Raw genomic sequence first — 14466 nt, 5'->3', positions numbered from 1 at the left:
ACACAAAATATAGACTCTAAATACCTCGTTAACTGAGTATTCAAACGTTGGCGCTGGGAATTTTAAAGTATTAAAAAATGCAAATAAAGTCTTCAAAAAACAGGATTTTGTGTGTGTTTTCGTCAGTTGAGCGTGAGAACCCGAATCAAAACAACCTAAATAATCCGTTTTCTGATTCAATTATTAAGTTCAATATTGTAAAGTTTTAGTGTGACTTTTTACGCGATATTCCATATTATTAATGTGAAGACAATTAAAATATAATCGGCGTAAATTAATTAAAAGTAGATATAGTGAAATTTAAATTGGTTGAACTGTTTAATCTCCATTGTTGGTGCTGGAATTTTAAGGGTATTCAGCACTGAAAACACAGTCTTTAATAAATGTGAATTGGTTTCAATTTTAGTTAAATCTACATCAAAACTAAAATAAAGCTGCCTCGTTCTGGCCATATTTGACCCTAGAAATAAGTCATTGTTTTCACCGTTTCCGCTTATCATCCCATCGGCACCATAACCAACAGCCAAATTGAGCCATTTGGGAATTTTTGAATCTTTGAGGAAGGAATGTAAATTAACGGAAAGCCAATAGGTTTGGCCGTTATAATCTTTTAGTAACTGTTCTGTGAAGGAATGTCCCAAAATATTGGGTCTGTATTTCGCATACTGGCTAGTATGAAAGGAAAATTTCGGGATAATACGTTGCTCGTCCCACAACAACTCTTGAGATACATATAAGGCCGTTCCTGATGCATTTGCGATTATATCGCCTGTAGAAGCTCCCCATTCAGAAGAAAAGCCATCCAAGACCTCAACAGCGCTTAAAAAAACAAAACCCAGTCCTGAGCCATAGATTAATTGATCCTTTTTACTGGCGCCACTCCATTGCAGCATTTCAGCACTAAGTCTTCCCAATTGATAAGAGGAATAAAAATGGCCCACTTTGTCCATTTGCAACCACTCCGCATTATCATTTATAAAATGGAATTTAGATTTTGGATAATCAGCATACCAGAGTTGGTTTAAACCTACTAACGTTCCAGAAGCGAGTATCCCTTCAGTGAATATCACTTTATTTTTTCTTTTGACATTTAAAGTGTCAGCTGGTGTCAGAAAAGTCTCTACCGCAGACTGCCCGAAAGAAGTCTGAAGTCCGAGCACTAAAAAAAGTAAAAGAAAGTTGCTTTTTATATATAGCAAAACTATCTTTTTACTCCTTGGCTGCTGATCCAATCCGAGTATTTTTTGGCGTTTTTATTATGTTCTGCCAATGTAGCGGCAAATTCATGGTAACCGAAACGATCAACACTAGCACAGAAATAAATAAAGTCATTTTTTTCTGGTGCCAATACTGCTTCCAGAGCAGTAATATCAGGCATGGCTATTGGTCCAGGAGGAAGTCCCGTATTCATATAAGTATTGTAAGGTGAAGCCATTGTCAGATCATTATAAAACACTCTTTTAATTACTTGATCAAAATCATTATCTCTCTTTTTAATGGCGAAAATTACTGTTGGATCAGCTTGAAGTGGCATTCCCAACCTCAATCTGTTAAGGTAAACGCCTGCAATACGTGGTCTTTCGTCTTTTTTAACTGATTCTTTATGGACAATAGAAGCCAAAATAGTTGCTTCGACCGGAGTTAAATTTTGTTCCGCAGCTTTGGCTACGCGCTCTTTGCTCCAAAATTTACGATATTCCTTGATCATTTTATCTCGGAATTTATCGGCAGTAGTATTCCAATAGATCTCGTATGTATTAGGAATACATACTGCCAAGACATTATCTTCATTAAAACCATTCTCTTTCAAAAAAATGGAATCTTTGAATGAAGCTAATAATGACACACTATCCGCTTCAATTTGCGATCCTACTCGTCCCGCCAAATTTTCTATTCTTTCTTGATTATTAAAAGCTAAGCTAACTGGTACATTCTTTCTCAAGGTTTTTATCAATTCATAACTATTCATTCCTTTTGTGAATAAAAAACGTCCTGCACTTAGATTTTCAGGGTAGCTCATTTTATTGGCTACCATTTCAAAACGATCAATATTGTCTACGTAAGAAGCTATAATCTTTTTGACATCTTCATAATTTGAATCCGTTGGAATATGTACATAAATTTCTTTTTCGGAAAATTTGGTGTTATCCGCAAAAATTTGCCCTATCAAAATAAAGCCGTAAACAACCAAGGCAGATATCAAAACGATAGATACGATTGAAATAATTTTTTTTAAATTCAAAACTAAAATATTAAAATTGTTGATTAATTAATTGGAAAATCGCCTCATCCTTGTACACTCCATTAACAAGATTCCAATCTTTTTTTATGCCGATACATTGAAAGCCAAATTTAGTAAAAAGAGCTTTACTCGCCTCATTTTCGGTCCCAATATTTGCATACAGCTGATGCAGGTTCAAATGATAGAAAGCATATTGAATTAACAACCCTAAAGCTTCCGAACCTATATTTTGCTTTCGATTATCGTTGCCTTGAATTACAATGCCAACTCCTGCCCTATTATTCTTTGGATCAAAATCAAAGAGATCTACTAAGCCCACAGCGGGAAAGTCCCGGTCCTGGCATATGGCCAATCGCAATTGCTTGGCTTCGTAAATGTCCTGATGTGCATTCTCTAGGTACTGTTTCACTAAAAAACGACTATATGGAGTTTGGGTATTACTTACTTCCCAAATAGCTTCTTCATTTTCTATGGCATAAATAAACTCCAAATCATTGGGTTCAAGTGCTCTGATGTATATATTTTCTCCTTTTAGAGTAATCATAAGGGATTTGGGTACTAACTTTTGGTTTTTAATTAAATATCAATAGCTCCTTTAAAAACAAATTTGGCGGGACCTATCAGGAAAACATTAGTATATTCTTTGTCTGTTTTATCAAATGAAACGGCTAATTTTCCACCTTCGACATTCACATCAATTGCTGTTGCATTGGTCAGTCCAGTTGCGTTCATAGCTATGGCTACTGCTGTCGCTCCAGTTCCGCAAGCCAAAGTTTCGTCTTCAACTCCTCTTTCATAGGTGCGAAGAGAAAAAGTAGTATCGTCTATTTGCTTTACGAAGTTAATGTTACTACCCTCTTTTCCATATAAGCCTCCATAACGGATAGCAGCCCCATTTTCTTTTACATTAAAATGTTCTAAATCATCTACCAATTCAACGTGATGTGGAGAACCTGTGTTTAGAAAAGTATAATTCAATTCCGTTTTTATGCTTGTAACATCAATCATTTGCAGCGATACAATTCCGTCTTCGGAAATCGTTGCATGGTGCAATCCATCTATTGCATTAAAGGTACAGTCGTTTTCAATGACGTTCCGTTTTTTAGCGAAAGCCACTAAACATCTCCCACCATTACCACACATAGTACTTTGGTTTCCATCTGAATTGTAATACACCATTTTAAAATCAGTATCAGCGTCATTTTCTAATAAAATCAGACCATCACCGCCTATCCCGAAACGTCTGTCACATAAATGGGCAATCAATTCTATGTTTTCTTTTGGAAAAGTATTCGTACGATTATCAATCATTACAAAATCGTTTCCGGTTCCTTGGTATTTATAAAATTCTATTTGCATGTCTTTTTATTGTGTTCCACAAAAGTACGAACTATTAATGAAATGTTAATCATTGTTAAAGAGCGTTAAACCGTTTTTTAACAAGCTTTTTTACCATTATTTTTACTCATCAAATAACGTAAAACAAACTATAATATGAAACGATTTTCACAGCTTTTTTTAGTGGCTTTATTAAGCGGAGCCACAACATTGGGGGCTTACAAATTATTGTTTGACACCAATGGGCTTTTTTCCTCTACTAAAAGTCCAATAACAACACTTGCCACTGAGTCTTACAATAAAAAAGTAGGCTTATCTCCGGAAGTGGTCGATTTTACCGAGGCAGCCGAGAAGACAGTCCATTCAGTGGTTCACGTAAAAAACGTGTCTTATAAAACGGTCACTAACCCTATGCTTGAGTATTATTACGGCTACAAAGGGGGACAAACCCAAGAACAAGTAGGAACAGGATCTGGGGTAATTATTTCTGAAGATGGTTATATCGTGACTAACAATCATGTTGTGAAAGGGGCTTCGGAAATTGAAATCACTTTAAACAACAAAAAATCGTATAAGGCAAAACTTATTGGAACCGATTCCAAAATGGATATCGCATTGTTAAAAATTGATGCTGACGAAAAGCTTCCCTATACCACATTTGGAAATTCAGACTCTGTTAAAGTGGGAGAATGGGTTTTGGCCGTTGGGAATCCTTACAACCTTACTTCAACTGTTACGGCTGGAATAATTTCGGCGAAAGCCAGAAATCTAGATGCCAGCGGCATACAATCATTTATACAAACTGATGCGGCGGTAAATCCAGGTAATAGTGGTGGCGCATTAGTCAACACCCGTGGTGATTTAGTAGGTATCAATACTATGATTTCCTCAATGACAGGTTCGTATGTGGGCTATTCCTTTGCAGTACCATCAAACATTGCACGAAAAATTATCGAAGACATAATGGAATACGGTAACGTTCAAAGAGGAATTCTAGGTGTCGAAGGTGGCGAACTCAATGCAACTGCCTCTAGAGAACTAGGAATAAAACAAACAGAAGGTTTTTACATCAGTTCTGTTTCCAAAAATTCTGGTGCCGAAAGATCAGGACTTAGAAAAGGAGACATAATCGTCAAACTAGACAATCAAAGTATTGCCACTTTTGCTGACCTTTCAGGATATATCAATACTAAAAGACCAAACGATAAAGTGCAAGTCACTTTTGTAAGAGACGGCAATAATAGAACCGTGCCTGTAGTCTTGAGCAAAAACGAATTTTTTAGTACTGAATTTAAAGGAATCGAATTGGAAAATATTGATGCCTCAGACAAAAAGAAGTTTAACCTTGATTATGGCGTAAAAATAAAATCAATCACAAATGAAAATCTGGCGCAGTACCGCGACGAGCTAAAAGGGAATATCATATTAAGTATTGATAATGTAAAAGCAAAAGATATCGAATCAGTTTCTAAACTTTTAAATAAAAAAGACGAGCGTCAAAGCATCCGTCTTGAAATGATCAATAAAAACGGGGAAGTATTCAGAATTATCATCTGATAATCCTACGCTTAAAAAACGAAAGCCGACTTGCAAAAACAAGTCGGCTTTTTTTATTTGAAAAAAAATCACAAAAACCTTTACGAAATCGATTGAAATGGGTATTTTTGCGGCAAATTTAAAAAAATAACTACTAAATTTTTACAAATTTTCACCTATGAATAATACAACTTTGTACCAAAAAGAAGTTTCATTTCAAGTCGACAGACGACGTTCAGGAGTCGAATTAATCAAAATCATCAGTGATTTATGGTATGACAAATCCATAGAAATGGTTTTGTTTAAAAATCAACTGCTAGATAAAAACGTAAACGACATTATCAACTTGCATCAGTACGCAGGTGAATTTGTGGGCAAACCAATTAATGTATTTTCTTCGGTAGAAATTGCCAAAGTTATTTTAACATTGGACTTACCGCCTTCAAAGTTGGATATTGGTAAATTGACTTACGAATACCTTTTGGAAGAAGACAAATACGAAGATGCAAGACATTTTGTATTAGACAAATTGAAAGATGCTAAATCTTCTGAAGAGATTCAGCCTAAAGATGTGGTTTTATACGGATTTGGTAGAATTGGACGTTTATTAGCCAGAGAGCTAATGTCTAAAACTGGAAAAGGAAACCAATTGCGTTTGAGAGCCATTGTAACCAGAGATAAAAATGATGCTTCAACACTTGAAAAAAGAGCTTCATTATTGCGTTACGATTCCATTCATGGTGATTTTCAAGGTTCAGTTACCGCTGATCCAGCAAACAACGCACTAATCATAAACGGAACCACCGTTCATATCATCACGGCAAATGCGCCAGAGGATATTGACTATACCGCTTACGATATTGACAATGCTTTAATTATAGATAATACAGGAGCTTTTACAACTAAAGAAGCCTTAAGCAGACATTTAGCTTCAAAAGGAGCCCACAAAGTACTATTGACTGCTCCAGGAAAAGGAGTGCCAAATATCGTTCATGGGGTAAACCAAAACGAATACAATCCTGACGAAACAGATATTTTCTCAGCAGCTTCTTGTACAACAAATGCGATTACTCCAATCCTAAAAGCAGTTGAAGATACCTTAGGAGTTGTAAAAGGACATTTGGAAACGATACACTCGTATACTAATGATCAGAACTTAGTAGACAACATGCACAAAAAATACCGTCGTGGTAGAGCGGCAGCTTTAAATATGGTTATTACCGAAACTGGTGCAGGAACAGCAGTTGCAAAAGCATTACCATCATTGGAAGGTAAACTAACGTCAAATGCGATTCGAGTTCCCGTTCCTAATGGTTCCTTGGTTGTTTTGAATCTTGAAGTAGAGAAAGAAACATCAATTGATGAGATCAATGCCATCATGAAAAAGTATGCTCTTGAAGGTGAATTAGTAGAGCAAATTAAATATTCAATGAATAACGAATTGGTTTCTTCTGATATCGTGGGTACATCAGCACCATCGATTTATGACAGTAATGCCACCATCGTTTCTAATGACGGAAAAAACATCGTCTTATACATCTGGTATGATAATGAATACGGTTATAGCCACCAGGTAATCCGATTGGCAAAATATATTGCTAAAGTAAGACGTTTCACTTACTACTAGCAGACAAATTACAGGTTGGATATTGCTTTTGCAGATTTTTAGTTTTTAGTTTTTAGTTCAAGTTTTAGATTTAAAGTTTACAGCAATCCAGCCTGTATCAAATAAAAAATCCGTCCCGTTATTACAACGAGACGGATTTTTTTATGGTTAATTTTAGGAGAAAGAGAGAAAAGAGGTTAGAATAAAGAAAATAGAAGTAAGATTCGCTAATCACTATCAACCTCTCTTTGCTCTTTGCTCTATATTCTTTGTTCTTTGTTCTCGCTATTCTTTGTTCTATTTTCTTTCTTCTTTGTTCTCGCTAAAAACTACTCTTTAGCTTTAGTCAGATAATAAACTGGCACTCCTAGTAACATGATTAACACACCCCATCCACTAGTACTTGTTTTAGTAATAAACAAAGCGATACAAATAGCACTTGCCACAACGATATAGAGTCCTGGTAAAAATGGGTACCCAAAAGCCTTGTACGGTCTTTCGGCATCTGGCATTTTTCTACGAAGGATGAATATTCCTAAAATCGTTAGTATGTAAAATATCAAAACGATAATCACTACAAAATCAAGTAAATCACCATATTTTCCAGTCAAGCACAAAGCCGAAGCCCAAAAACACTGTGCCCATAAGGCCCAAGCCGGAACACTTGCTTTATTTAACTCAGCAGCTTTCTTGAAGAAAACTCCATCCTTAGCCATCGTATAATAAACTCTAGCTCCTGCCATAATTAATCCATTATTACAGGCAAAAGTCGAAATCATAATCATCAAAGCAATAATCAATGTCCCAATGGAGCCAAAAATATTTTGTGAAGCCACAACACCCACTCGGTCAGATGGAGCGGTAGCAATATCCTGCAAAGGCACAACTGCCAGATACATCAGATTTGCCAATACATAAATACAGCATACAATTAAGGTTCCTAGAAACAAACTCAATCCCACATTGCGCTTTGGGTTTTTAATTTCCCCAGCAATAAAAGTGACACCTTCCCAAGCTACACTAGAGAATATTGACCCCACCAAGGCGGCAGAAATTGCCGATATCAAAACTGTTCCGCTGATAGGCATCCAGGTCCCTGTAGCTAAATCAAGCGATTGTGATCCCCAGGCGTTAACCCAGTTGGCATCCCAAACCTCAGCTTTGGCAGCCATAAAGCCAAAAATAATTAGTCCAGCTAAAGACAAAATCTTGATTACCGTTAAAATCGTTTGTAGAATCTTGGAGTTTTTCACCCCACGACTGTTTATATAACTCAGTAAAATAATAGTAAAAATAGAAACTAGTTGTGCTGCATTCAGTTTAAAATCACCCAGCTCATATAGAATATTCGAATCGCTGACTACTGGAAATAAATAAGCAGTAAACTTAGCAAAGGCTACACCCACGGCAGCAATTGTACCAGTTTGTATCACGGCAAAGAAACTCCAGCCGTATAAAAACCCAATTAACTTCCCGTAAGCCTCTTTAATGTATACATATTGGCCACCAGCTTTAGGAAACATGGCACTCAGTTCACCATAACTCACCGCTGCAATCACGGTAATAACCCCTGTAAGAACCCACATGGCAATCAGCCATCCGGCAGAACCCACTTGGCGTACCATATCTGAACTCACAATAAATATTCCTGACCCTATCATGGAACCCACAACGAGCATTGTTCCGTCAAATAAGCCCAGTTCTCTTTTAAAATCGTCTTGGTCGTTTTCTTGCATAACTAAAATTTGATTTTTTGGTTTTTTGGAATGGCTAAAGATATACTTTTTTACGAAATCGCTTGAGTTACACCAATATTCTTTTGGGCGTGTCCTTGTTGCAGAAAGACTCCATACATCCAAAAACTCCTTGCCAGCAACAAGGTCAGGCTATTCGCTTCAATCTCCCGAAAAAACGGGAGGATTTCCGCTGCTATCCTTCACGCGCCGCTTGCCTATCTAATTAACTTGCGACCCTTTAAAACACAGAATCAAAAAATGCTTTCGATGTATCAAGAAGAAAGATACTCTGTAAATATACTAGAAAGTGAAATTTGTATATATTTGATTTAGATACTGGTTATCTATCATTTTAACAAACATCGAATTTATATAACGATATGTACATTTGAACTTAATAGCAAAGGCTTTCTAAAACAAACAACAATGAAAAGAATCTTTCTAATTTTAATCCTCATAGCAAGTATATTGCCATCAATAGCGCAAAACAAAACCTCTGAAAACGTAAAAATAAAAGTACTGAACTTTGCTACATTTCATCTTTCAAAATCTACTGATGCTAATACATCTCCCGTTGACATCAACAATCCAGAAGTAAAAAAGCAAATAAACAAAGTCGTACAGGAATTAGCCAAATTTAAACCTACGATAATTTGTGTAGAAATACCTGCTCAAGAAACAGCTGGAACCAATATAATCTATCAGGAATACAAATTAGATCAATCATCAACTACAAATTGGGCAGAGGAAATAAATTCTATTGCTTTTGAAGTTGGTCGTTTAACCAATGTGGCAAATATTTACGGCATTGATTCGAGAGTAGGATTTGACTATCCACAACTAATGAAATTAGCTGAAGAATCTAAATCTCCGGCAACTGAAGATTTTTTGAATAAATACAAAAAAGATATCGAAGCGTTTAACAATCTTAGTGTATTAGGTAAATTCCAATTAATGAATACCAAAAAATGGAAGTCGGAACATTTTAATTTTTACAATTATCTCGCGACAATGCATACCAAAAACAATTTTGAAGGTGCTGATATCGTATCAGAGTTTTACAAGAGAAACCTCAGAATGTACTCCAACTTATCAGACATACCAAAAGACAAAAATGATAGAATATTAATAATCGCTGGAGGAACTCACACCGCTTATTTAGATGTTTTCTTAGAAAATGAGCCAATGTATGAATTAATTGACGCTACAAAATATACAACATATTAAAATACTAGTTTCTTGAACTAGCTCCCTTATTTTTTAAAATACAGCTCTTTTATTCAGTAACGATATTCCAAAAAATAAAGCTTAATTTAGTGGCAGCCTTAGGAAACCTATAAATCAACAAATCGCGAAATGTGTTATAGAGTCGAAATAAAAGCAAACATTAAAGAAATCGCAAAGCGTTATAATGCGATTGCTGACGATACCACTGAGGAGTTTTATCAAGGAGAAGTAAATGGTTTCGCTCATAAAACCCATCCATTGATTATTGACAAAAATCCTGACATAATCGCACAAGATTACCATTGGGGATTAGTTCCTTTTTGGAGTGCTGATGATTCAATCAAAAAAAATACTTTGAACGCAAGAATCGAGACTCTTGACGAAAAACCCTCATTCAAGGATGTCACTCACAATCGATGCCTTGTAATAGTGATCGCTTATTTTGAATGGCGATGGAATGACGAAAAAGGAAAAAGCAAAGAAAAATTTGCAATCTATTCTGCAGAAGACGCCATTTTTTCGTTGGCAGGAATCTACTCCTCTTGGAAAAACCCTAAAAACAATCAAATATTAAATTCGTTTTCGATCTTGACAACAAAGGCCAACAAAACAATGGAATACATCCATAATAACAAAAAGAGAATGCCTGTAATGCTCAAAAGCAAAGACGAAAAAGACTGGCTGTCTGGCGATATACCATACCAGCAATTTGCTTTTCCAGCTTATAACCCCAATCTTTTGGCTTTTCCAGCTGAGTAATGTCCTACCAAATAACGAAACAAAAAAAATAAAAAAAGCCACATTAATGAAAATGTAGCTTTTAATAAAGTGTAAGTAGTAAATGAAATTCTTTATTTTGTTTTCATTGGCGGCAAATCAAATGCTGCTGCTTCATGCTCAAAATTGTTGCGGTGTGAACCATCACAAAAAGGCTTATTAGATGATAATCCGCAACGGCAAAGACCCAATGCAGTTCTTCCCTCTAATCCATAAACGGTACCTTCACTGTCCATAATTTCAAAATCACCTTCTATTTTTATAGATCCGTTGCGATTAATTATTAGTTTTGTCTTGCTCATAATGCTATTTTTTTTTGCCCCCAAAGATTGCAAAATAAAATCTGACAATTAAAATTGGTGTACTATTTTTTTGATTCAAATCCTTAATTTACATTAATTCTATTTTACCCTCCTATTTTTGGGGACAAATAGATTCTTTGTATGCGATTCCCTTGCAAACAGTGCCAATTGACAGATACATTTTACAAATCACTTTCTTTTAGTAGGTGAAATCAATTATATTTACCAAATAACCGATCGTTTACAAGTTCTCTTCACTTTCTTAGATGAACTTCCTTCGAGTATAATTACAACGAACTTAAAAGAATGAATAAAAAAATTGGGCTTTTAGAAGCAATGTCAATTGGTATTGGAGGAATGGTGGGCGGAGGGATATTTGCCGTTCTTGGATTAGCTGTTTCATTGGCGAAAGGCGGAACACCAATAGCATTCTTATTTGCGGGAATTATAGCTTTGATCACTTCCTATAGTTACGTTAAACTCTCATTGGCCTATCCGGACAGAGGTGGAACAGTGAAATTTATAAACCAAGGGTTTGGTAAATCTATTTTTAGTGGCGGCATGAATAACCTACTGTGGGTCAGTTATATTATTATGTTATCCCTTTATGCTTCGGCATTTGGTTCTTATGCGCCTAATTTATTCGCAATAAGTAGTAAAACAGTTGATTTTCATATATATGCTAGTGGTATAATTATCCTTGCAACTTCCATAAATTATTATAGTATAAAAGTTGTGGGCGAAATTGAATCCTACGCTGTCATTATCAAACTCACTATCTTACTCTTATTTATCTTAATTGGTATTTACGGATTGTTTGACAACCCTAACTTATCCCAACTTGCGGTTTCAAACTGGGAAACTCCAATAAAGCTTTTAACAGGAGGAATGGTAATATTTGTGGCTTACGAAGGCTTTGAACTCATTGCTAATGCGGCTCCAGACATTGAAAACCCTGAAAAAAACATCCCAAAAGCATACTATTATTCCACCATTTTTGTCATTTTATTGTATGTAATTATTGCGATTGTAACTGTAGGTTCTCTACCCTTTAGCGCTATTGCAACCGCAGAGGATTATGTATTGGCTGCTGCTGCTGAACCCACGCTCGGAAAAATAGGTTTTACGATTATTACCATTGCTGCTCTAATTTCGACATTTTCTGCCATTAATGCTTCTTTGTATGGAGGTAGCAGAGTCAGTTATGAAATTGCCGAAGATGATGAATTACCTCATCACCTGACAAGTACCCTTTGGAACCAACCCATTGGATTACTAATAACTGCAATAGCCACATTAACCGTGTCCAATTTATTAAAACTAGAAAGTCTTTCTACGGCTGGAAGTGTTGGTTTCCTATCAATTTTTGCGATTGTAAATTTTGTAGGCTTTAAATTACATGATAAAATTAATGGAAACAAGATTGTCCCACTAATGGGTTTCTTACTTTGTACTATTGCCTTAGTGATACTCATACAGCAACAATATTTATCTAATCAAACTGGCGTTATTGTAGCTTTATCAATAATTTTCAGCTGTTTTCTGTTAGAGTGGATCTATAAAAAAAACACTGGTATTAATTCCAAAACATAATAATCTCATCGCAGTTTCTATTAATGATAATTGGACCTATTTTAAAAACCTATCTGAATTATAATAGAGAAAGTCTATGTAATCTATGCTTTAACTCCATGAACAGGATTTACTCTTTTGACTCATAATCTGAACATACTTTTTATATACAAATAGTATAAATCCCTTTTGCTATTAAACCTATTTAAACGAAAAACTACAATACCAATAGTAGTTAACACCACAAAAAACATAAATTAATATGACAGATCGCGAAAACACCATAGAAATAATCGATTCATTTCATAACGACTTGAAAATCGCCAAAGAAAGGCTCTATGACAAATGCGGTTTTGACATAACAAATCCATCCGTTAATATTGAAAGTGTTGAATATGGAGCCTGTTTATTTCATCTTAACGGAAAGAAAATTATACATCGGGTTTCTAAAATTACACCTACAAAATCGGGACAGTTTGTAACAATTTGGCAACGAAATCAGGATGGAATAACCGAACCATTCCACATTCAAGACGATTTTGACTTTATTGTTATCACGGTAAAAAGTAAAGACAATTTTGGACAATTCTTCTTTCCTAAAACTGTACTTGCTGCAAAGGGAATTGTAAGTACGAATGCCAAAACCGGAAAACGTGGCATCAGGGTTTATTCGCCATGGGACATCGTAGTAAGTAAGCAGGCTGTAAAAACTCAAAATTGGCAAACTAGCTACTTCTTAAAGATCACAGACGATTCGTCTACAGACCTTTTACTTGCTGAAAATTTACTGATGAATAAAATCTGAATTAGCTCTTAAAGTAAAATTAAATTTGGTTTTTAAATGAAAAATATATCATGTCTTTTAAATCTATCCCTTTGTAAAAGAATCTACTTTAAAACTATGCATAAATAAAAAGATTCTAAACCTCTTCCAATTGGATGGTTTAGAATCTTTTTTACAACTATCAATAGAACTTACTTTGGCATTTCTGGAATTATAATTCGCTGGTTCGATGTACTTAAAGTTTCTATGAATGATAAAAGCGCATTTATTTCAGTTCTATTCAAATCCAACTTTTTAAGAATAGGAGAAGTCGTAGGTAAAAGAGAATCGCGGGCCGTTCCTAAATATTTTTTTTGAACTGGTGAAGGATTCCCTAAATTATAAAACTCAACTACATCTAGTAAGCTAGGAAAATGCCCGTGATGCATCCATGGTCTAGTATTAACAACCTCTCGTATAGTTGGAGTTCTAAATTTTCCTAAATCTTTTTTATCGCCAGTTATGTTATAACGTCCAAAATCTTCGTTTTTTGTGCCAAATAAAGTTTGGCCATCATTATGAAATTGATTGTCACTGAAATATGGAGTGTTATGACAATTAATGCAACCTGCTTTTGTTCTAAACAAATGCAAACCAGTCACTTGCTCATCTGTATATGCGTCTGATTTCCCGCTAACAAATTGATCAAATTTACTTTTGGGGCTATTTATAGTTCTTTCAAAAGTAGCAATAGCATATTGTATTCTTCCCAAAGAAATTTTTTCGTCTCCAAATGCGGCGGCAAATAATTTTTTATAGCCTTCTACTGCCACAATTTTATCAACTGCAATAGTCAACTTCTCATTCATTTCTAAAGGATCTGCAATAGGAAACTGCGCTTGATCTTCCAAACTTGATGCTCTACCATCCCAGAAAAGCGTTTGAGCATAACCCGAATTCAAAATAGTCATAGCATTACGCTTTCCGTTTTGACGGTTGTGACCAAAAGACCGCGTTAAATTATCTGTCCAACCCAACTCAGGATTATGGCATGAAGCACAAGCAATTTGTCCACTAAGAGATAATCGGGAATCAAAGAAAAGTGTTTTACCCAATACTGCTTTTTCTTTTGAATAAGGATTGTAATCTGGAAAGCTAACCTCTGGAAGCGATCCAATATCCTCAAAAGAAGTTTTATCCACTGTACTATCCAAAATCGGTTTTGGCCAATTAGCTGAATTTCCACTAGAATACATTTGTCTTAAATCTTCTACATCAATATAATTTTCAGACGCAGGAATACTTTTATATGCAGTCAAACTAACTACAAATAAAATCAATAACATTGTTTTTTTTAGATTCATCTT

Annotated in this window: 13 protein-coding genes; 6 read left to right on the top strand and 7 right to left on the bottom strand. The window is 35.3% G+C overall.

Translation table 11 applies throughout. The features are described 5' to 3' along the window. Positions 1-278 precede the first annotated feature (278 nt). Genes BLV91_RS06620 through dapF form a run of 4 tightly spaced genes read right to left on the bottom strand, consistent with a single transcriptional unit; the run spans position 279 to position 3601 of the window. Positions 279-1199 (bottom strand): DUF2279 domain-containing protein, encoded by a 921-nt coding sequence (locus BLV91_RS06620; protein ID WP_091431003.1) that lies wholly within the window; start codon positions 1197-1199, stop codon positions 279-281. 2 nt (positions 1200-1201) lie between these two features. Further along, on the bottom strand, positions 1202-2242 hold the full coding sequence (gene mltG / locus BLV91_RS06615; protein ID WP_091431000.1) for an endolytic transglycosylase MltG: 1041 nt from the start codon (positions 2240-2242) through the stop codon (positions 1202-1204). Positions 2243-2252: 10 nt separating this feature from the next. Beyond that, positions 2253-2786 (bottom strand): GNAT family N-acetyltransferase, encoded by a 534-nt coding sequence (locus BLV91_RS06610; RefSeq protein ID WP_091430997.1) that lies wholly within the window; start codon positions 2784-2786, stop codon positions 2253-2255. A gap of 32 nt (positions 2787-2818) precedes the next feature. Further along, on the bottom strand, positions 2819-3601 hold the full coding sequence (gene dapF / locus BLV91_RS06605; protein WP_091430994.1) for a diaminopimelate epimerase: 783 nt from the start codon (positions 3599-3601) through the stop codon (positions 2819-2821). Between the two features lie 135 nt (positions 3602-3736). Between dapF and BLV91_RS06600 the strand changes: the two genes are divergently transcribed. Continuing rightward, positions 3737-5137 carry a trypsin-like peptidase domain-containing protein gene (locus tag BLV91_RS06600; RefSeq protein ID WP_091430991.1) on the top strand — a complete coding sequence of 467 codons (1401 nt, stop codon included), beginning with the start codon at positions 3737-3739 and terminating at the stop codon, positions 5135-5137. A 157-nt stretch (positions 5138-5294) separates the two neighbouring features. Continuing rightward, a complete protein-coding gene (locus BLV91_RS06595) occupies positions 5295-6743 on the top strand; it encodes a glyceraldehyde-3-phosphate dehydrogenase (RefSeq protein WP_091430989.1) in 1449 nt (482 codons plus the stop codon). Between the two features lie 308 nt (positions 6744-7051). Here BLV91_RS06595 and BLV91_RS06590 read toward each other — a convergent pair whose 3' ends face one another. Next, positions 7052-8458, bottom strand: a complete 1407-nt coding sequence (locus BLV91_RS06590) for an APC family permease (RefSeq protein ID WP_091430987.1) — start codon at positions 8456-8458, stop codon at positions 7052-7054. Between the two features lie 426 nt (positions 8459-8884). On the opposite strand from BLV91_RS06590, the gene BLV91_RS06585 reads away from it, so the two are divergent. Further along, on the top strand, positions 8885-9685 hold the full coding sequence (locus tag BLV91_RS06585; protein WP_091430985.1) for a DUF5694 domain-containing protein: 801 nt from the start codon (positions 8885-8887) through the stop codon (positions 9683-9685). Positions 9686-9814: 129 nt separating this feature from the next. After that, a complete protein-coding gene (locus tag BLV91_RS06580; RefSeq protein WP_091430983.1) occupies positions 9815-10444 on the top strand; it encodes an SOS response-associated peptidase in 630 nt (209 codons plus the stop codon). Between the two features lie 92 nt (positions 10445-10536). On the opposite strand, the gene BLV91_RS06575 is transcribed toward BLV91_RS06580, so the two are convergent. Then, positions 10537-10764: a CDGSH iron-sulfur domain-containing protein gene (locus BLV91_RS06575; RefSeq protein WP_091431231.1), complete on the bottom strand. Its 228-nt coding sequence runs from the start codon at positions 10762-10764 to the stop codon at positions 10537-10539. A gap of 306 nt (positions 10765-11070) precedes the next feature. Between BLV91_RS06575 and BLV91_RS06570 the strand changes: the two genes are divergently transcribed. Then, positions 11071-12357, top strand: coding sequence for an APC family permease (locus tag BLV91_RS06570; RefSeq protein WP_091430980.1), 1287 nt, complete (start codon positions 11071-11073; stop codon positions 12355-12357). Between the two features lie 241 nt (positions 12358-12598). Next, the gene (locus BLV91_RS06565) at positions 12599-13141 is read left to right on the top strand and encodes a MepB family protein (RefSeq protein ID WP_091430977.1); all 543 of its coding nucleotides are present in this window, start codon (positions 12599-12601) and stop codon (positions 13139-13141) included. 170 nt (positions 13142-13311) lie between these two features. On the opposite strand, the gene BLV91_RS06560 is transcribed toward BLV91_RS06565, so the two are convergent. After that, positions 13312-14463 (bottom strand): cytochrome-c peroxidase, encoded by a 1152-nt coding sequence (locus BLV91_RS06560; protein ID WP_091430975.1) that lies wholly within the window; start codon positions 14461-14463, stop codon positions 13312-13314. Positions 14464-14466 lie beyond the last annotated feature (3 nt).

The sequence above is a fragment of the Flavobacterium degerlachei genome (assembly GCF_900106645.1).
GTDB classification, from domain to species: Bacteria; Bacteroidota; Bacteroidia; order Flavobacteriales; family Flavobacteriaceae; genus Flavobacterium; species Flavobacterium degerlachei.
Note: the sequence above shows the minus strand (reverse complement) of the source record. Positions and strands in the feature narration are given on the sequence as shown.